The organism is Bradyrhizobium zhengyangense, from assembly GCF_022012555.1.
GTDB classification, from domain to species: domain Bacteria; phylum Pseudomonadota; class Alphaproteobacteria; order Rhizobiales; family Xanthobacteraceae; genus Bradyrhizobium; species Bradyrhizobium zhengyangense.
The window spans coordinates 842,495-862,943 of the sequence record NZ_JAKLTZ010000003.1 but is presented as its reverse complement, the minus strand read 5'-3'; the positions used below and the strand labels follow the sequence as shown (position 1 = coordinate 862,943).

Here is a 20,449-nt window from a genome sequence, read left to right as displayed (position 1 = left end):
CGGTCGCATGCTGCCGAAAGAAAGCCCAAAACAACCCCATGCACAGTAGCGTGGCCCCGTCGAATCAAGCCTTGCGCGCGTCATCCTGCCCGTCCCGAGAAAACCAATTGACGCGTCGGGCAAAACAGTGGCAAAATGCGATTATTCCGAAATTGAACCATCGATCGGCGTCAACTGCCGAAGCGATCGCTGCGATCACTCCGGCAGTTCTGTCATTCGGTCCACGGCCGGTTGGCGCGTTCAGGCCGCGCGGCTAGAGCACATGGTAATCATGCCCCGGCAAGAACTTGTTGTCGGCCAAGGCGAGATCGAGCATCTGGCCTGACGGCGTTGCCGATGCATCGACATGCATGTTGAGGATCTGGCCCAGGGACGCGCTGCTGTTGCCATGCGCATCGCCCGCATCTGTGTTCGGCGCGATGCTGGCCGCGGCGAACTTGAAGCCATCCCCTGCGGCGACCGCAGACGTGCCAGTCGATCCGGCCGCCGTACCGCCCGCGACGGGCGGATCGTAGACGATCGTTCCGTTCTGGCCGTCGCTGACAAAGCTGAAGTTCGCTTGCTGGTACGATCCGATGAAGTGAATTGCGGCCGAGTTCGTGCCATCGGAGATGTTGAGCACGTTGTTGACGGCATCGTAATTTTCCGAAAGCGAGTTGTAGTTGATGTCCTTCAGATCGATCTGATCGGAGCCGCCAAGCGTGCCATCGCCGGTGAACCCTGAGATGAACGCTTGCAGGCTCGCCGCATGATCGACAACCAGGGAAGCGGTAGAGCCGCTCGGCGCCGTGAACAGGATGATCTGCGAGGACACCGCGCCATTCGACAGGTCGAGAGTGGCGCCGACGTTGATATGCGCAGATCCTGAGCCGGTCAGTTGCTGATCGATCTGAAGCGCGCCACCGGCCGCCGTGATGGTCCCGTCGTTGACGATCGCCGATGTGATCTCGCCAGTGCCGACCAGAGCTCCATCGCCGCCGATATGGATGGTGTTCGCGATCGTCGTGGCGCTCGATCCGACGTCGACGGCACCGCCATTGCTCAGCGTCAGCACGGCCGACGGCCCGCCCATCGAGATATAGGAAGCGGTGACCACGGAGCCCGCGCCATCAACGGTGAGACTGCCGGAGCTTCCTGACAGTTCCGCCAGGATCAGCGAGCCGGCGGTCAGGCTGCCTCCGTTCTCCACGAGAGCGGTGGCTGCGCCGCCGTTGCCGATCGTCATCGTCCCGCCGACATGCAAGCTGGCATCGTCCACGGTCAGCGTGTCGGTCACACCGGCGTCATGGTTGACGGCAAGCGTCATGTTGGTGGTCGTGACAATCGCGTGGTCTGAGATCGTCATGGTGGCGGCACCGTCGCTACCAACCTGGATGTTCTGATAGGTGCCCGAGGTGGTGTCGAGGCTGGTGTCGGCGCCCGAGACGATCAAGCTACCCGAGCTTCCTGCAAGCGAGCCGATGTTGACAAAGTCCGCGGTGATCGTGGCACCGTTTGACAACGTCAGATGCCCAGCGCCACCGAAGCCCACATTGATGCCGTCTGTATCGCCCAGGATCGCCAGATGTGATCCCGCGCCATCAAGGGTGAGGCTGCCGTCCCCGCCGACCTGTTGGCCGAGACCGACATAGCCCGCGCTGATGCTACCGCCGTTTTCCACCGTGGCGTGGGCCGTTCCGGAATCGCCGATCGTGAGGCCCTGAACAAGGGTCAGGGTGGCGTTATTGATATCGAGCGTGTCGATAATGCCCGCCGCATAGATGACGCCGACATCCATGTTTCCGGTCAGGACAGCGGCATGGTCGGCGATGCTCAGCGAAGCCGAGCCGGAGCTGCCCACCTGGATGTTCTGAAACGGACCCGCCGTTGCGTTGAGACTCGTGCCAGCCCCGGTCACGACGACCGTTCCATGACTGCCGACCTGGTTTCCGATCGAGAGAGAATCGCTGGTGAACGTCGCCCCGGCCGACAGATTCAAGCTGCCGGTGCCGGAAAAGCCAATGGACGCGTTGGTGAGCGTGATCTGCGAGCCCGGACCCGCCGCATTGATCGTGCCCTCGTCATCGACATAGACGGTCTGCCAGACGCCTCCGGCGTTGTTGTTGAACGTGGTCGTGGCGCCAATGCCCCCGCCCCCGGTGTTGACACCACCAAGGATGGTCCCGCTGTTGTTAATGGTGATCTGGCTGCCGCCGGCCTCGAAGATCGCGCCGGCCGAAGCGGAAGATCCGATGGTTCCGGAATTGTTGAGCGTCACCGTGCCGACCGCGTTTTCATTGACGCTGATTGCGGAGATCGTGCTCGCGGTGGTGACGGTACCGCTGTTGGTGATGGTGGTCGATCCCGTCGAACCGCTTGCCGTCAGGTTCACGGCGATACCGTTGGAACTGGTGCCGTTGACTGTGCCGGTGTTGGTGATCGAGACATCCCCGACGTGACTGCCGCCAGCGAAGATACCGGTGGTGCCGGCGCTGATCGTACCATTGTTGGTGATGGTAATGGTGCCGCCAGTCGCGGAGAGACCGGCATTCACGTTCGCAGAGATGCCGGTCGCACCAGAATGGATCGAACCGCCATTGGTGATGCTGACATTGCCGCCGTTCTGGGCGCTGGCCTGGATACCGTTACCGGGCGCTGTGATCGACGACGCAGAGCCTGTTGACACCGTGGTGTTGCCCTTGCCCCAATTGTAGGCGTTGATACCAGCGGCTGCGTCCGCCGTTATCTGCGCGTTGCTCTGGACGGTGACGTTGCCAAGCACAGCATTCGTTGCCGTTCCAACGCCGTTGGGCGCGTAGCCGACCGAGACCGCACCCGGTGTCGCTCCGCCGTTCCCGGTCACGTGCGTGCCCGAATGAATGACGTCGTTGCCTAGCACCACCATGACGTTCCCGGTGGCAGGCTCCGACGCGGCCTGGCTCTGGGCATTGACGCCAATGCTGCCGCCGTAAATCGTATCTCCGTCGCCGGTCTGGATGTTGATGTCTCCAACACCGGTGGTCGAGGCCTGGATGCCGATCAAGTTGGTCGCATGGATCGCGACATTTGCGCCAACATTGATCGCGACACTGCCGCTCCCCTTGCTGTTGGCAAAAGCCCCGAGCCCATATTGGTCGGCTGTCACCGAGGTGTTGGCCCCCTCGTTCAGCGTCACATTGCCGTTGCCGTAATTGTAACCGTTGAGGCCATAGCCTGCTGCAGCCGTGATGTTGGCGTTATTGTTGATGACGACGGTACCGTTGATGTTGGTGTTGGCCGTACCATTGGCGCCATAGTAGCCGGCGGCGATGCCCTGCGGCACCGAGCCGCTGGGGTTGAGCGTGGTGCCTGAGTTGATGACGGCGTTGTTGGTGACCGTCACCGAGCTGCCGACGCCCGCGGCAATGACCGTATCCTGATTAAGGGCACTGATGCCCGCACCTCCGGAATTGATCGTGCTGCCGGCATCGGTGAGGACCGAAACGTTGCCGGTGCCGAGAGCCGCGGCCCGGATTCCGAACTGCACTGTCGAGGCAATCGCCCCACCCGCTTCGACCGACACATTGCCGCTACCCGCGGTCGTGGCGATGATAGCGTGCTGGTTGCCGCTGACCCCGCCCGTCGCCGTCACCGAGACGTTGCCGCCATTCGCCGCGTTCAGGTTCTGCGCCTCGATGCCGAACAATGCGGCGCCCGAGCCGGTGACGCTGCCCGTCGACACCACCTGGATATTGCCGACGCCGCTTGCGCTGTCCTGCGCGAGGATGCCCGTCCCCGTCTGACCGACGATCGGACCTGACGTGGAGACGAAGATGTCGCCGGTGCCGTTCTGGGTCACCACGATGCCGTTGGCCGCGCCGGTGATGGCGCCGCCGGGTGCGACCGAGATCGCGGCCACGTTGCCGGAGGTTCCGCCGGTGGCCGTGAAGTCGATGCCGTCGCCAACCGCAGTGGCGACAGATCCCCAACCGTTGATCGCAAAATTGCCGCCGGTCGAGGACACCGCCGCGATGGTCCCGCTGACGGCGCCAAAGTTGAGAGCGAGCGTGCCGCCGTTACCGGTGAAGGTCACCGTCTGCGCAGTCGCACTGTCAAGAACCAGGGTTGCGCCGGTGTCGACCAGGACCGCCCCCGTCCCGCTCAGGCCGCCGCCGATCTCGAGTGAGCCGGACGCAACCTCAAGCGTGCCCGTGTTGTTCACGGCCCCGTTGATCATGTTGGTTCCGGACAGGTTGTCGAGATGTCCGCTATTATTGACGACGAGGCCGTTGGCGCCGTTGATGCTGGCGCCGGCTGACAGGTTGATGGTGCCGGCGTTGTTGACGGTGTTGCTCTCGATGACGCCGGTGGTCGAAGCCGTGCCGAACCCGCTCCAGGTGCCGACGGCCCAGATGCCGCTGGCCTGGTTGTTGAACGTGCCGTTGCCGACATTGATGTTGCCGGTGATCGTGCCGCTGTTGGTCAGCGTAATATCGCCGCCGCCCGCGAAAATTGCTTGCCCCGTAGCGTTAGAGCCGATGATGCCGGTGTTGTTGATGGTGACGGTACCGGTATTGTTCTCATTGAGTCCAATCGCCGCGCCATTGCCGAGGCTTGTCACCGTGCCCGAATTGGTGATGCTGATCGAGCCCGTTGCGCCGGCAGCTGTCAGGTTGGCGCCGATGCCAGAGAAGCTCGTGCCGGTTGCGGCACCACCGTTCGTGATGCTGATGCTGCCGGCACCATTGCTGAACGCGCTGATGCCGGTCTTGCCGGTCGCCGATCCGCTGTTGGTGACCGAGACGTTGCCGCCCGCGGAATCATTGGCGTTGATGCCCGAGAAGCTGTTTCCGGTCGCCGGTCCCGTGTTGGTCACGGAAATGGTACCGGCGTGCACCGCATTGCCGGCGACAAAGGCGCTGATGCCTGTCCCGCCACCGGTCGCCACGCCGGCGTTGCTGATGGTGACATTGCCGCCATCATTGGTGCTGGCGTTGATGGCGTTACCCGTCCCGTTGGTCGCGGTGACGTTCGAGGCCGCGCCAGTCGTCACCGTGGCGTCGCCGGTGCCCCAGTTGAAGGCGCCGATGCCGAAGCCATTGCTTCCCGTGACGACGATGGTTGCATTGCTGACAACGGAGACGTTGCCAGCCACGCCCGGCTCGATCGCGTTGCTTCCAGGGGAATAGCCGGCGTTGATGCCGCCACTGATGGCATCGATCGTCCCGGTCCCCGCAACGACAGAAAGGGTGCTACCGGCCGAAACCGTCGAAGATTGATCAAACGCCCCGATGCCGTAGCGGCCGGCGTTGACGGTGAGGTTGTCGGCGGTGGTGACGCCAACATTACCGTTATCGAGGGAGTAGGCCTGGATGCCGTCGTTGCCAGCGCCGCTGTTGACCGTCGCGTTGGCACCGACAGTGATACTGACGTTGCCAGTTCCACCTGGTTGTCCAGCGACACCCTCCAAGCCGAACGCCGCGACACCGATGAGATTGCCCGTGACCGTGGTGCCGGCGCCGTCATTCACCGTGACGTCACCATTGCCCCAGTTGTACGCATCGATCCCATAGCCCTTGGCGGCGGAGATGTTGCCGTAATTGTCTACGAGAACGGTCCCGTTCACGCCGGAGTTGGGACCAGGAGCGACCAATCCATAAGTTCCGCTAAAGCCGGCAATGATGCCGGCAAGCGTCGAGCCATTGGCCACGGCTCCGGATTGGATCGTTGCGTAATTGATGACTGTGACGGTTGCATTGTTCGAGGCATCGAAAATGGCCTGGTTGGCCGCATTGATACCGGTACCGGTGGAGTTGATGCTGACTCCCGAGGAGGTCGAAACGCTGACGCTGCCGATATCGCGACTGTAGGCGTTGATGCCAAAACCCGTGGACGTAATGCTGCCTCCGGTTTCGTTCACGGTCACATTGCCGTTGCCGAAATTGTTGGCCTGAATACCGTAGCCGGCCGAGTTTATGATGGCATCGCTCGTGACGAGGACGGTGCCATTGACGTTGTCGTTGTGAACAGGAGTGATCGTGCCGACAGGATTGGCATAATAGGAAGCGTTGATGGCCGCAGGTGTCGAACCATTGGGGTTCACCATGGATCCGGCGTTGATGCTGCCGTGAGCCGTGACCATGATCGTGCTGTCGGCCGAGGCCAGCATCGACGTATCGAAGTTGACCACGCTGATGCCCGAGCCGCCTGAGTTGATGACACTGGTTGCATCGGTGGTGACGCTGACATTGCCGCTGCCGCTGGTCTGCGCTCGGACGCCAAACTGCGATCCGGTGAGCGCGCCCGATGTCGTAACCGTCACGTTGCCATTGTTGGCCGTGTCGAGGTTCTGCGCGCGAATGGCTGCATAGCCCTGTGTGGTCTGAACTAGGGGGCTGCCGGTCAGGACCGACGTAGTGCCGCTGGCACTCACCCCACCCGTCGCCGTGACGCTGATGTTGCCCGCGCCGCTGGCGCTGTCCTGGGCGACGATACCATCCCCGTCCAGGCCGGAGACAGCACCTGAGGCAATGATTGTGACATCGCCGACCCCGTTCTGGCTCGCCACAAGACCGGCGGCCGCTCCCGTCAGCGTACCGGATGGCGTCAAAACCACACTGGCCGGGTTGCCGGCATTTCCGCCAGAGGCCGTGAAGTCCAGCGCATCGCCACTTGCGGTGGTGATGTTGCCCGCCCCCGTGGCGTTGAATATTCCGCCGGTCGAGGAGACCGCCGCGATGGTGCCGCTGACGGCACCAAAGTTGAGATTGAGCGTGCCGCCGCTGCCCGTGAAGGTGACCGTCTGCGCGGTTGCCCCATCGAGAACCAGGGTCGCGCCGGTATCGACCAGAACGGACCCCGTCCCGCTGAGCCCACCGCCGATCTCTAGGGAGCCGGACGCAACCTCGAGCGTGCCCGTGTTGTTCACGGACCCGTTGATCATGTTGGTCCCGGACAGGTTGTCGAGGTGTCCGCTGTTGTTCACGACGAGGCCGTTGGCGCCATTGATACTGGCGCCGGCCGACAGGTTGATGGTGCCCGCATTGTTGACGGTGTTGCTTTCAACGACGCCGGTGGTCGAAGCCGTGCCGAACCCGCTCCAGGCGCCGACCGCCCAGACCCCGCTGTCCTGGTTGTTGAACGTGCCGTTGCCGACATTGATGTTGCCGGTGATCGTGCCGCTGTTGGTCAGCGTGATATCGCCGCCGCCCGCGAAAATTGCTTGCCCCGTGGCGTTCGAGCCGATGATGCCGGTGTTGTTGATGGTGACGCTGCCGACATTGTTCTCGGTGAGTCCGATCGCCGAACCACTCCCGAGACTCGTAACGGTGCCGGCGTTGGTGATGCTGATCGAGCCCGTTGCGCCGGCGGCTGTCAGGTTGGCACCGATGCCCGAGAAGGTCGTGCCGGTCGCAGTCCCCTGGTTGGTGATGAAGACGTTCGCGGACCCATTGTCCGAAGCGAAGATTCCGTTCGTTCCTGACGTCGCTCCGGTATTGGTAATCGTGGCGTCGCCGCTGACGGCAGTGATGCCGATTCCGGCAAACTGGGTGGCCATCACCGTACCGTTGTTGGTGATCGAGATGGCGCCGACATGGTTGCCGCCGGAGCCGATGCCGGTCCCCGCGGCGGTGATCGTCCCGTTGTTGACGACGGTGACTGTGCCGCCGACAGTGCCGAGGCCCATGTTCGAATTGGCGGAGATGCCGGTCGCACCGGAATTGATTGAACCGCCATTGGTGACGCTGACATTGCCGCCGTTCAGGGCATTGGCCTGGATGCCGTTGCCCGCCGCGTGGATCGTGGAGTCGGGGCCAGTGGACACCGTCACGTTGCCCTTACCCCAGTTATAGGCATTGATGCCGTTCGCCTTGTCAGCGGTGATCTGGGCGTCGCTCTGCACCATGACATTGCCGAGAACTGCGTTCGAGGCCGCCTGGGTTCCGTTCGGCAGGTAGCCGACCGAGACGGCTCCGGGGGTTGCCGAGCCGTTCGGCGTGTTCAGCGTGCCCGAATGGATGGTGTCCTTACCCAGCACCACATTGATGTTGCCGGTCGCGGGCTCCGAGATTGCCTGGCTCTGGGCGTTGACGCCGATGCTGCCGCCATAAATCGTATCGCCGTCGCCGGTCTGGACGCTGACATTGCCGACGCCGCTGACATAAGCCTGGATGCCGAACAACGTGGTCGCGTTGACTGCGACATTCGCGCCGACATTGACCGCAACATTGCCCGAGCCCTTGCTCAGGGCATAGGCCGCAAGACCGTACTGGGCGCCCGACACTGATGTGTTGGCCGCTTCGTTCACGGTCACGTCGCCGTTGCCCCAGTTATAGGCGTCGACGCCGTAACCGGCTGCGGCGGTGATATTGGCGTTATTGTTGACGAGAACCGTGCCGTTGATGGCGGTGTTCGATGTGCCATTGGCACCGTAGAAGCCGGCGGCGATGCCCTGCGGCACCGAGCCGCTCGGATTGAGCGTCGTGCCGGAGTTGATCACGGCATTGTTGGTGACTGTCACCGAGCTGTTGGCGCTTGCCGCAAGCACGGTGTCGAAATTAATGGCGCTGATGCCCGCACCACCCGAATTGATCGTGCTGCCGGCGTCGGTGAGGACGGAAACGTCGCCGGTTCCGGAAGCCGCGGCACGGATTCCGAATTGCACGGTCGAGGCAATCGCGCCGCCGGCTTCGACTGACACATTGCCGCTCCCCGCCGTCGAGGCGACGATGGCGTGCTGGTTACCAGTGACGCCTCCGGTCGCTGTGACCGACACGTTGCCCCCGTTGGAGGCGTCAAGGTTCTGTGCTTCGAGACCGACCGCTCCGCTGCCCGTGCCGGTCACGCTGCCGGTCGTGTTGACGACGATGTTGCCGACACCGCCAGCGCTTTCCTGGGCCAGCAGCCCGATGCCCGACTGATTGGTGACGGCGACCGCCGAGACGACGGCAATGTCACCGATAGCGTTCTGGACGACGCTGATGCCGCTCGAGGGCGTGCTGAAGCCGGTCAGTGTCACCGCGCTGGAACCGGCAACCGGCGTGAAGGAATGGCCGGCGGCATTGGTGTTGACGGCGAGCTGGGACGAGATCGGCCCGTCGCTCAGCGCACTGAGGTTCGCGCTATAGCCGCTCTGCCCGCCGTTCACGTTGACGGAGACCGAGTTCTGACCGTCGGTAAAGGTGACGACACCCGTATCGGTCGGCTGAAGCCCGCTGATCGTGAAATTCAGCAGCGCCGAACCTGCGGCATTGACTTGCGTGTTGGTGACGGCCAGCGCCAGGGCGGCTTGCTCGCCGGCGGAATGATCGACCGTATAGCTTGTCGACGTGTGTGTGCTCTGGTCCTGCAGCGCTACGCCGCTCAGATCCTGCACGGTGGTGCCGGCGAAACTGAGCGACAGTGCGCCATTGCCGGAACCCGGATTGATCTCGACCAGATATTGCGCGCCGGCGCTCCCCGCCACGGCCGTAACGCTCGTGATACTCGCGCCGGTGAGACCGCTTGTAGCGAGGCTAAAGTCGCTTGCGGTCACCCCCTGGACCGAGTTGGAGAAAGTCAGCAGGTAATGGACCGCGCTCGAGGCGGTCGGCGAAGCGTCGGTCGGCGTCAGGCTGACGAAGTCTGGTGCCGCGGGTGCGAGGCTTGCAGTCGATACCTGGCTGACGGCGCTTTGAACGGCGGTTGAAAGGGCTGTGCTCGTGTTGTTGGCGACAGCGCCCGAGAGATCGCCGCTTTGGGTGCCCGTTTTCAGATCCGCGGACGCACTGCCCTGCGCCACGATCGAGGTCGCGCTGACATTGGCGAGGAGATCCGCGGTGCTGCCACCGGTCGACGCCTGCACGGCTTGATCGGTCGCCGTGTTCACTGACGTGACGACGTTGGCGATTTCACTCGTTTGCGTACCAGTCAGCGTGGCGCCCGCGCTGGTCAGCGTGCTCGAGACCACGGCGCTGACAACGCTTGAACTGGTGAGGTCGAGACCACCTGTCGACACGATCTGGGCGGCGAGCGCCGAAAACGCGCCGGTCGCTGCCGACGTGAAGGTCGACGCACCGGTGCCCGAGACGGCCGATGCCACCATCGACACGGTATTGAGCACCTTGGCCGCCGCCACGAAGGGCTGGGCGTCGCCGGTGTAGGCGTTCGTCAAGATGTCGGTCTTGGTGAGATCGATGGTCGGGTCGATGCCAAGCGCTGCGGCGACGGCCTGGGAAGCGGCCGCCACGTCACCACCATTGGCGGCCGCGACCGACTGGACGAGCGTCGTGAGCGCGGTGACCTGGGTCGATCCCGTGGGCGCGGTCAGCACGCCCGTGAACTGCTGCCCGGTCGCGGTGTCGGTACCGCCGGTCAGAACCAGAGGCCCTGACGTCGTGCCCGCCCCCAACACGAAATGGCCGCCCGCGTCGGTGATGCCGGACGCCTCTCCGGCGTCGAGCTTGCCGTTGCCGTTGGTGTCGGCAAACACCGTAGCACCCGAGATGTAGCCGTCGGTGGCGAGGCCCGAAACCTGAGTGATGGTCACCACGCTATGGCTGGCAATATCCGTGCTGTTGCCGGCAGTGTCGGTCGCAATCGCGTGCAACTGGTCGTACGACCCCACGCTCAGGACCGTATGAAGGCTCCACGTGCCGTTCGCAACGCTGGCCGTGCCAAGCAGCGTCGCGCCGTTGAAGACCTGAACCTGGGCGACGGCGATGTTGTCCGAGACCGTGCCAGACAACGTCGCGCCGCCGTCGTTCGACATCGTTCCCGTCGTGTCTGGATTGTCCAGCTTGACCTGGCCGAAGCTGATGACCGGAGGTGTGTTGTCGACCGTTACGGTGGCGAGGTCTGATGTCGTGGTGTGATTGCCGGCGACGTCAGTGACGACCGCGTAGAAAGTGTGCGCACCGCCCGTCAGATTGGAGGCCGTATAGGCCCAGGCACCGTCGCTGCCGAGCGCTGCGTCGCCGACCTTCTGGTTCGTCGCATGGTCGTAGATCGCCACCGAGGCAACGTCGTTCAGATCGGTCGCATTGACCTTGATGATATCGGACGTGAGCTGCGTCGGGCCCGAGACGGATTCCGACTCCGAGACGACCGTCGGGGCCGTGGTGTCGACCGTTACGGTGGTGAGATCAGCTGTCTTGGTCTGGTTGCCGGCGGCATCGGTGACAACAGCATAGAATTTGTAGGTGCCGTCGGCGAGACCCGAAGCCGGATAGGTCCAGACGCCGTTGCTGAGCGTTGCGTCGCCGACCTTCTGATGCGTTACGTCGTTATAGATCGCAACAGACTGGACGCCATGGGCGTCGCTGGCATTGACGGTGATCACCTCGGTGGTGGACTGAGTCAGTCCGGGATTAGACTCCGACTGTGAGTTTACTGTCGGGGCCGTCGTGTCGATCAGCACGTATTGGCTGGTGCCGGCGCTCGCCTTGGTGCCCGCAATATCCGTCGCCGTGACGGAAAGCTGGTTGTAATTGCCATCCGCAAGCGTGGTGGTGAGCGTCCAGGTATGGTCGGGGTTGATCGTCGCCGACCCGATCAACGCGCCGGCGTTGTAGACGTTGACTGTCGAAACGGCGATCGTGTCGGTCAGCGTTCCCGACAGCGTCACGGTGCCGACGTCAGTCAGGTGATCGCCTTGAACGCCGGTATCGGTGAAGATCACCTTGTCGAAGGTGACGGTGAGTGGCGATGCGATCGTGAGCTGGATATGCGCCACTGGCGAGGACGCGGTCTGGCCCAGCGTGTTGGTTGCCGTCACGGTGAGGCTGGCTGTCGCCGCGGCGCCGGCCTTGAGAGTGAGATTGGTCAATTGTGCCGGCGTGAGCGTCCAGCTGCCGTCTGCATTCTTCGTGCCGGCTGAAAGGGTGGCGTCTGCAGGCACGCCCCTGATGCTGATGGACACGGTGTCGCGTGGGTCGAACGGCGTCTCGGTGATACCGAGCGCAACAGTTCCGCCGGACGCCACGCTCAGCGTCGCCGGTGTATGGAGTGTCGGCGCCACCGGGGTGACGGACAGTGCCACGGTCTTGGAGACCGAGTTGCCGGTCGTGGGATCGGTCGCGGTCACGACGAGATTTGCCGAGGTCACCTCGCCCGCCTTCAGCGTCAAGCCGGCCAGCTGTGCCTGGGTCAGGGTCACCGTGCCGTTGACGACCTGGATCGGCCCCGCCGTATCCGCCAGCGTGGCGTCGGCGGGAATCCCGGAGATCTTGTAAACGAGTGCCGGAGCGGCCGTGAAGGCGAAGTCCTTGGCCGTGAGGCTCGACAGCTTGACATTGTTCAGAACGATGCTGTCGCCGGCATCCGCGGTGATGACGGTATTGCTGCCGACCTGCTTGGCGGCGGCCATGACGGCCGCGAAATTGGCAAACTGTGCGCTGCTCAGCAGTATTTTGTCGTTCGACGCATTGAAGCCGAAGATATTCTCCTGGCCCCATCCAAAGCCCGACGCGACGGCCGCGATCGCCAGCGCAATCGAGCCATCCTCGCTCACCGAAAGGCTCTGCGGTGCTGATAGCGTCACCTGCCCGTCGCCGGGAAGGACGAACGTATCCTTGCCGTTGCCGACGGTGACGATGTCGTTCGCGCCCAGATTGATGATGTCGTTGCCGTTGCCGGCGATGACGATGCTGTTTGCACCGGCGGTCAGCGTGTCATTGCCGTTGCCGACGGCGATCGCGCTATCGGCGCCGACGACGACCGTGTCGTTGCCGTTTCCTGCAATGACGATGCTGCCCGATCCGGCGGTCAGCGTGTCGTTGCCGTTGCCGGCGGCGATGGCGCTGTTGGCACCGACCGTGATGCTGTCGTTGCCATTGCCTGCGACAACGAGGCTGTTGTTGCCATCTACGACCGTGGTATTGGTGTTGCCAATAATCGAAATAATGCCGTCGTTAGACATACAGGCCTCCCCCGGAAATAGATTATTGGCCGCGATAGGCCGCCAGGTGGCGGCATCGTGGCTCCTCATTGAGCCAACGGCCGGGATCAAAATTGATTCGTGAAGTTATCGCCGAATTCAGCGGCAACGCTCCACCCAAACGGGTCAGTCCTGCAAAAATTTCCCAGTTAATTCTAACGCGTAAGGTTGCCAGCAGTCTTTCGCGGCGTGGGTTGACTTGCTGCGGGGCAGCGAATCCAGACTTTTTTGAAGCCCCCTCCTTTCGAGGGGCTTGCCTCGCTCACGCGGTCCTGCTCAATTTTTCCCGATTGCTGATCTATTCGTTCATTTGGGAGGGGGCTGGCATTGAGCGCGGTACGTTCCGCGGAATTTACATCGGTTATCGATAGGTTCATGGAAGCGGCGCTTCTGCCCGATCTATTGCCGCGAGCCCTTCACACATTGTCCGAGGCGTGCGGCGCAGGGGGTGCTGCACTGCACCTTTCAGAAGGTCTCCTGACCCTGGGCACCATCGGCTCGGAAGGCATCGATGAGCTGCACGATGGTTTCAGGCGGAAATGGCGAGCACCGGAGCTGAACTCGCACCGGGCCCGCGGACTGGACCTGATCTTCAGGGGATGGAAGGGCGTACTGACCGAACAGAACTGCTTTACGCCGGACGAGCTCCGGCGCGATCTTTTTCATCAGGAATTCTTCATGCGCACGGGTTTTTCATCGTTCGCCGGCGTCATCCTCGCCAAGGAAGGCGTCTCGCGATTGTCGACCTCCATCATCCGCCGCGCCGACCAGGAGCCCTATAGCCGCGAGGAGATCGAGGACATCAACGCGCTCGCCGGCCAGCTGCAGAACATCGGCCGACTCATGGTCCGGGTCGGGCTGGTCTCCTCGCAAAGATTGGCGGACGCGCTCGCGCTCAACGGCCAACCGATCGCTCTGCTTGGCTACGACGGCACGATCATGCATGCGAGCCCCAGTTTCGAACAAGCGATCCGCGGCGCGCTCGCCATCAAAGATCGTCGCATGGCGTCCTGGCATCCTGACGCGAACCAGAAGCTGGGACAGGCGGTCGGATCCGCAACCAGGCGGGACACGGATCACGCAGCGCCCTGCAAGCCGATCGTTCTGCCAAAACGGAATTCGGCGCGCCCGCTGATCGCGACCGTCGTCCCGGTCGTCGGCCACGCGCGGGACCTGTTCCACATGGTCGCCGCCGTGATCTCGGTCGTCGATCTCAATGCGGAGGCCCCTCGCCCGAACGTCGTCGCCTTGCAACAGGCCTTCGGCCTCAGCCCCGCTGAAGCCAAGCTTGCCGCCGACATTGCGCTCGGCAAGACGCTGCTCGAGATTGCGGCCCAGAGCGGCGTCTCCAGGGAAACGCTGCGCAGCCGTCTTAAATCCATCTTCGGCAAGACCGCGACGTCACGGCAGTCCGAACTGGCGCTGCTGCTGTCGCGGATTCCGATCGGAACCCCGCGCTAGAACAAAAGCGCAGGCTATTCTAAGCTGCTCAGCAGTCGCCTCAATGCCTATTTCGAGTTCAAGGTGGTGACCGGTCGCCAAAATCCCTGTTTATCCTCCAGCAGCTCCCTGCACCGGGCGAGCATTGCCTTCGCCGGAATATCCTGCGGTTGATCCAGCAGCACCTTCTCGAAATCGACGATCGCGTCATCGAGCTCGCGGCTACGATATTTGGCAAGGCCCTGCTCGTAGCGCGCGATCCACGTTGCGGCGTGGCGCTCTGCGTCGGCCTTCCCTGCCAAGCCTATCAGTTCATGGACAGCGATCCCCTCCTCGCGGCCGTAGACTGCGATACTGTCGATCTCGCGTGTGACAATGGCATCACGGGCAAGGCGCTCGGTTGCCTCGCCGATCAAGACTTGCGTGCCATAGCTCTTGTTGGCGCTTTCGAGGCGACTCGCCACGTTCACGGCGTCGCCGATCACCGTGTAGTTCAGCCGCAACTCGGAGCCGATATTGCCGACCAGCATGCGGCCGGAATTGATGCCGATGCGAATCTGCAGAGGATGGCCGAGATCGTCGGTGAGGCCGGACTCCGCGATCGCGCGGCGGATGTCCAGCGCGGCGCGGCAGCAGCGCTCCGCGTGATCGGCTTGCGGCTGCGGCGCGCCCCAGAAGGCCATCACGGCATCGCCTATGAACTTGTCGATCGTCCCGCCATTGGCCACGACGACCTCCGAGGCAAGGTCGAGATAGCGCGACAGCAAGGGTACGACGCGGTCGCCCATCCGCTCCGAGAGGCCGGTAAAGCCGGCGATGTCGACAAACATCACGCTCAATTCCTGCATCGTCCCGCCGGGCTTTGCCTCCACGCCCTGCCGCAACAGCGCACGGACGAGATCGGCGGGAATGAACTTTCGGAATGCCGAAAGGCCGCCGGCCATCTCTGCAATTGCGCCCGACAAGCTTGCGATTTCCTTCAATCGTGAGGGATGGCGGCGCACCAGCTCCAGTGCAAAGGTCTCGACGTGGCGGATCTCGCCGACGACACGGGAGAGCGGTGCCGCGATCACCGTGCGGGCGAGCAAGGCGGACGCGAGCGCCGCAAGCACCGCGCCGACGGCGAGGCCGAGGATCAAGTGCCGTAGCGTTGTCTCGACAGGGCCGAGAAATTCGGCCTCTGGAATGATGGTTGCGAGCCGCCAGCCGGGAAACGGCAGCGGCGTGAGTGCAAACTCGTAGGCGGCGCCGTCTGAGGTGAGCCGGCTACGCCAGCCGTCCTTGGCAGTGCCGGCCTGGGCCAGGGCCTTCTGCGCCAGCGGCAGCAACTTCTGGCCACCGCGCGCGGGGTGCAATTCGTCGGCATCCTTATCGGGCGCGGCGACGAGCTCGCCGTTGCCGTCGAAGATGAAGGCCGTTCCGGTGCGGCCAACCTCGAGCTGGGCGAGGAAGCGCGCAAGGCGCGTGTATTCGATCATGATTGCGAGAACGCCCTGGCGTTCTTGATAGACGTCGATCGGACCCGCGAAGGCGATCGACGGACGTTGTCCGATCGGATGGTCCGTGACCTTGAACCATTCGGGCTCTTCGCCCGTGAGTCCGGTCTTGAACCAGGTGCGATCGGCAACGCGGAAATCGGTCGGCTCGAAACGTCGGTTGGCGAACTCGATGTCGCCCGGCACGACATCGTATTCGTCAACGCGGCGCTGGCCGACATGATCGGTCAGCGAGATCTCCATCATCTCGAGCCGGCCGTCGCCGAGCTTGTGAGCCGCGAAGAACGCGCCGTCGGGCCAGCCGAACGCAACCCAGGAGATCGTCGCCTGCGATTGCAGTTGGGACAGGAACACGAATTCACGCTTGTCGGCCTCGCGGGTATCGAGGACGTTCTGCAGGAATAGGGTACGGATCGCGGTGTGCGCCGCGCGCGCCTCGTCGACGATCGCACCGACTTCCTTGCGGACGGCGGCGACGATCTGCTCATTGATGGTCGAGGCAAGTTGCCGGCTGGTTGCCTCCGCCGTGCGCCACCACAGGAGGCTGGACAAGGCCGCGGTCAAAAGGATCGCGGTCAGGACCAGAGCCGACACCGCCAGACGGATGCTGAACGTCAGCCGCCGTAGCGTCTGGCTTGATGTCACGCGTCCGGGATGGGCGTTCATGGCGTGATCCGACGGGTTGGCGAGGTCGACTGCTAACCTTCTTCGCAGGCCCGCAGCTGTTCGTTACCTCTGGCAGATGCTGGCAGTCCCGGCCAATGCCCACGGGCTAAGGTCTCCATAGAGACAAGGCATTGGAATTATCCCGCGTGCCCTGCGCTAATCCGCCCCCAAGCGCACGGCGTCGTGCGCGTCACCCAATGGTCTCACCAACTCGTGAGCGGTTTCTCCTGTAACGGCGGCTGCGGCGAGGACGAACGAGACAGTGGGCCCATCGCCCTACTCCAGAGGAGATATTTCATGTCTGCCAGGACCACCATCAGCTCGCTCGTACTCGCCGGCGCCGTCTCAACCGCACTCGCAACCCTCGCCTCGGCCGCTCCGCTGACCAAGGCCGAGGCCGATGCCGCCATCGCAGCCAAGAAGGAAAAGTGCTTCGGCGTGGCGCTGAAGGGCCAGAATGACTGCGCCGCCGGCCCGGGCACGACCTGCCAGGGCACCTCGACCGTCGATTTCCAGGGCAACGCATGGAAATTCGTCCAGGGCGGCACCTGCGCCAGCATCGATCTGCCTGGCGGCAAGAAGGGCTCGCTCAAGCCGGTCTGAGGCACACGCCACATCAAGGCAAACAAGCGCGGAGGAGCGACATGGACGCAACGATCAGGCTACGGAAGTCTGCGGCCGTCCCCCTCCGCTTTTCGCTTCCCGTCGACGGCGTCGCGGGGACGAGCTTCAAGCCCGAGCACATCACCGCAATTCTCGACGAGGGCCCGCAGCGCGGCTTCTTTGAGGTTCACGCCGAGAATTACATGGGCGCGGGCGGACCGCCCCATCGGATGCTGGAACGGCTGCGCCGCGATCATCAGCTCTCGCTGCACGGCGTCTGCATGTCGATCGGTGGGCCCGCGCCGCTCGACCGTGCGCACCTGGCGCGCTTTCGCGGCCTCGTCGCGCGCTACCAGCCCGCCCTCGTCTCCGAGCATCTGGCATGGTCGACACACGAGACCAGCTTTTTCAACGATCTCCTGCCGTTGCCTTACAACAAGACGACACTCGCCCACGTCTGCGACCACATCGAAGAGGTTCAGGAGGCGATCCGGCGGCCGATCCTGCTGGAAAACCCCTCGACCTACGTCGCGTTTCGAACCTCAACAATGTGCGAAACAGATTTCATCCGCACCGTGTCCGAGCGGACCGGCTGCGGCCTGTTGCTCGACATCAACAACGTCTTCGTCTCCGCAGCCAACCACTGCTTCTCGGCGCTGCAATATCTTGCCGACTTCCCCTTGGCACGTGTCGGCGAAATTCACCTTGCCGGCCACGCCGAGCAGAGCGACGGCGAAGGCAAGCTGTTGCTGATCGACAGCCATGACGGTCCGGTCGCGGACGCAGTGTGGAAGCTGTTCGAGATCGTGATCGCGCGCTGCGGCCCTGTTCCGACGCTGATCGAATGGGACAGCAATATTCCGGATTGGCCCGTCCTGCAGGCCGAAGCCGCGGCCGCACAGGCGATCCTGGATCGCCATATCAGGACGGTTCGTCATGCAGCCTGAACCGCACGCCTCCTACGCGGCCGCGTTCGCGCCTGCCTTGCTCGATCCTGGCAGCGAGGTACCGAGCATCGTGACCGGGCCATGCGGCAAATCGGCCGTCACGTGCTACAACGTCTATCGCAACAACGTCACGGTCAGCCTGATCGACGCGCTCGCGTCGATTTACCCGGCCGTGCAGCGCCTGACGGGAGAAGATTTTTTCCGTGCCATGGCGCGTTTCCATATCCGGGAAATCCCGCCGACGTCCCCCCTGCTGTTCGACTACGGTCGCAATTTTCCGGCCTTCATCGAAGGTTATGAACACGCGCAGTCGCTGCCCTGGCTCGCCGATGTCGCGCGGATCGAGCGGGCATGGCTTGACGCCTATCACGCCGCCGACAGCACGACGCTTTCGCCGTCTGCACTCGCAACTGTCGCGCCGGATCGCCTGGCCAGTCTTGTCTTCACTGTGCATCCGGCGACCCGTGTGGTGCGGTCGTCTTACGCGGCGGTGACCATCTTTGCCGCCAACCGCGGCACAGCGGCTGCGAGCACCATCGACGCATCTGTACCAGAAGACGCGCTGATCACGCGGCCGGACGCCGATGTCGTTGTGCAACTGTTACCGCCCGGCGGCGCGGCGTTCCTGGCCTGCCTGATGTCGGGATGCATGCTGGCAGAAGCCGCTGCAGCGGCGCTGGAAGACGAACCCGAATTCGATCTCGCCACCAACATCGCCGGCCTGTTCGAGGCGGGCGCCTTCGCCTCGCTGACGTCTGGAGACGCAAGATGATCTCAGAACAACGCATCGCGCCCGCAACAGCCATGCCTTCTTTCGGAGCGCTCATCGACCGAGCCAATGGTCTCGTCCAGACGATCGCAACTCCATCCATGGTGCAGCTCGCGCTGCGCCTGGCATTGGCGGTCCCATTCTGGCGTTCCGGGATCCTCAAATGGACTGGCTTTCTCAAGCTCAGCGACGTTGCGGTGACGCTGTTTACCGACGAGTTCATGCTGCATCTGCCCGGCGGCCCCTATCACTACCCGATCCCCGCGACGATGGCCTTCCTGTCCGGCTGCGGCGAGATTATGTTTCCAGTCCTGCTGGTGCTCGGCCTCGGCACGCGCTTTGCCGCACTTGGGCTGCTGTTCATGACCGTCATCGTCGAGCTCACCGTGCCGGACGGCTGGCCGGTCCACATCACCTGGGCCGCGATGGCGCTGGCGATCATGGCCTATGGACCGGGGCGGGTCTCGCTCGATCATTTGTTTTGCAGGTTTGTGATGCGTCCCGACCGATAACGCCCGGATAGTTGTGACCGTCCGTGCGCGAAGCCCTCAAGTTCAACTCGAACGCAATGGAGGAACGTCATGGAAGTCAACGAAGACCGCCTCAATTCTTTCATGGGCAAGATGATCGGCGACGTCGGCGCAGCGATGAGCGCTTCGCTTATGCTGCTCGGCGACAAGCTCGGACTCTACAAGGCTCTTGCACAAGACGGTCCGATGGATGCCGCCGCCCTGGCCAAGGCGACCGGCACCGCCGAGCGCTACATCCGCGAATGGCTCGCGGCACAGGCCGCTTCTGGCTACGTCGAGTACGACAGTGCTACAGGCACATTCTCGATGCTGCCGGAGCAGATTCTTGCGCTGGCAGACGAGGACAGCCCTGTCTTCCTCGGCGCGGTCGGCAGCCTCGTCTCAGCGACTTTCCTCGACGAACCCAAGATCGCGGACGCCTTCAGAACCGGCAAGGGCGTCGGTTGGAACAAGCGCAGCGAGTGCCTGTTCTGCGGAACGGCGCGCTTCTTCCGTACCAGCTATAAGCATTATCTGGTCCAGGATTGGCTCCCTGCACTCGAGGGAGTGGTCGACAAGCTCAAGCACGGCGCCAAGGTCGCCGACGTCGGCTGCGGGCACGGCGTTTCGACGCGATTAATGGCCGAGGCGTTTCCCAATTCGACGTTCTACGGCTTCGACTACCACGACGGCTCGATCGAGGCGGCTCGCAAGGCCGCAAGCGAGGCAGGGCTCTCCGGTCGCGTCCACTTCGCCACCTGTTCGGCCAAGACGTTCCCGGCGCAGGCCTACGACCTCGTTTGCTTCTTCGATTGCCTGCACGACATGGGCGATCCCGTCGGCGCGCTACGGCATACCCGCTCCACGCTTGCCGATGACGGCACCTGCCTCTTGATCGAGCCGTTCGCCAAGGACCGTCTCGAGGAGAATCTGAACCCGGTCGGGCGCGTCTACTACGCGGCCTCGACGATGGTCTGTACGCCGGCATCGTTGGACCAGGAAGTCGGCCTGGCCCTGGGAGCGCAGGCTGGCGAAGCGCGACTGCGCGATGTGGCCCGCCAGGGCGGCTTCACGCGTTTCCGCCGTGCCGCGGAGACGCCGTTCAACCTGATCCTCGAGGCGCGCCCGTAAGACATAGCAGGATG

General features: G+C 63.4%; 8 protein-coding genes. 6 read left to right on the top strand and 2 right to left on the bottom strand.

The window, feature by feature from the left end; all coding sequences use genetic code 11:
- Window positions 1–253 precede the first annotated feature (253 nt).
- A complete protein-coding gene (locus L6639_RS14710) occupies window positions 254–12,856 on the bottom strand; it encodes an Ig-like domain-containing protein (RefSeq protein ID WP_237862394.1) in 12,603 nt (4,200 codons plus the stop codon).
- Between the two features lie 393 nt (window positions 12,857–13,249).
- Between L6639_RS14710 and L6639_RS14705 the strand changes: the two genes are divergently transcribed.
- Window positions 13,250–14,335, top strand: coding sequence for a helix-turn-helix transcriptional regulator (locus L6639_RS14705; RefSeq protein WP_237862393.1), 1,086 nt, complete (start codon window positions 13,250–13,252; stop codon window positions 14,333–14,335).
- A gap of 47 nt (window positions 14,336–14,382) precedes the next feature.
- On the opposite strand, the gene L6639_RS14700 is transcribed toward L6639_RS14705, so the two are convergent.
- The gene (locus tag L6639_RS14700) at window positions 14,383–16,476 is read right to left on the bottom strand and encodes an adenylate/guanylate cyclase domain-containing protein (RefSeq protein ID WP_237862392.1); all 2,094 of its coding nucleotides are present in this window, start codon (window positions 16,474–16,476) and stop codon (window positions 14,383–14,385) included.
- 297 nt (window positions 16,477–16,773) lie between these two features.
- Here L6639_RS14700 and L6639_RS14695 point away from each other — a divergent pair, with 297 nt between their 5' ends.
- From L6639_RS14695 to L6639_RS14675, 5 genes are all read left to right on the top strand, one after another.
- Window positions 16,774–17,079, top strand: a complete 306-nt coding sequence (locus L6639_RS14695; RefSeq protein ID WP_237862391.1) for a BufA1 family periplasmic bufferin-type metallophore — start codon at window positions 16,774–16,776, stop codon at window positions 17,077–17,079.
- Between the two features lie 41 nt (window positions 17,080–17,120).
- Window positions 17,121–18,026 carry an MNIO family bufferin maturase gene (bufB, locus tag L6639_RS14690; protein WP_237862390.1) on the top strand — a complete coding sequence of 302 codons (906 nt, stop codon included), beginning with the start codon at window positions 17,121–17,123 and terminating at the stop codon, window positions 18,024–18,026.
- Complete coding sequence (locus tag L6639_RS14685; protein ID WP_237862389.1) at window positions 18,016–18,798, top strand: HvfC/BufC N-terminal domain-containing protein; 783 nt, start codon at window positions 18,016–18,018, stop codon at window positions 18,796–18,798. The genes bufB and L6639_RS14685 overlap by 11 nt, the downstream gene beginning before the upstream one ends.
- Complete coding sequence (locus L6639_RS14680) at window positions 18,795–19,307, top strand: DoxX family protein (protein WP_237862388.1); 513 nt, start codon at window positions 18,795–18,797, stop codon at window positions 19,305–19,307. The genes L6639_RS14685 and L6639_RS14680 overlap by 4 nt, the downstream gene beginning before the upstream one ends.
- A gap of 69 nt (window positions 19,308–19,376) precedes the next feature.
- The gene (locus tag L6639_RS14675) at window positions 19,377–20,435 is read left to right on the top strand and encodes a class I SAM-dependent methyltransferase (RefSeq protein ID WP_237862387.1); all 1,059 of its coding nucleotides are present in this window, start codon (window positions 19,377–19,379) and stop codon (window positions 20,433–20,435) included.
- The last annotated feature ends 14 nt before the right edge of the window (window positions 20,436–20,449 follow it).

Coding starts and splice junctions, on each gene's coding strand:
- L6639_RS14705 (WP_237862393.1), top strand. CDS start 13,250: ATGGAAGCGGCGCTTCTGCCCGATCTATTGCCGCGAGCCCTTCACACA.
- L6639_RS14675 (WP_237862387.1), top strand. CDS start 19,377: ATGGAAGTCAACGAAGACCGCCTCAATTCTTTCATGGGCAAGATGATC.
- L6639_RS14695 (WP_237862391.1), top strand. CDS start 16,774: ATGTCTGCCAGGACCACCATCAGCTCGCTCGTACTCGCCGGCGCCGTC.
- L6639_RS14710 (WP_237862394.1), bottom strand. CDS start 12,856: ATGTCTAACGACGGCATTATTTCGATTATTGGCAACACCAATACCACG.
- bufB (WP_237862390.1), top strand. CDS start 17,121: ATGGACGCAACGATCAGGCTACGGAAGTCTGCGGCCGTCCCCCTCCGC.
- L6639_RS14680 (WP_237862388.1), top strand. CDS start 18,795: ATGATCTCAGAACAACGCATCGCGCCCGCAACAGCCATGCCTTCTTTC.
- L6639_RS14685 (WP_237862389.1), top strand. CDS start 18,016: ATGCAGCCTGAACCGCACGCCTCCTACGCGGCCGCGTTCGCGCCTGCC.
- L6639_RS14700 (WP_237862392.1), bottom strand. CDS start 16,476: ATGAACGCCCATCCCGGACGCGTGACATCAAGCCAGACGCTACGGCGG.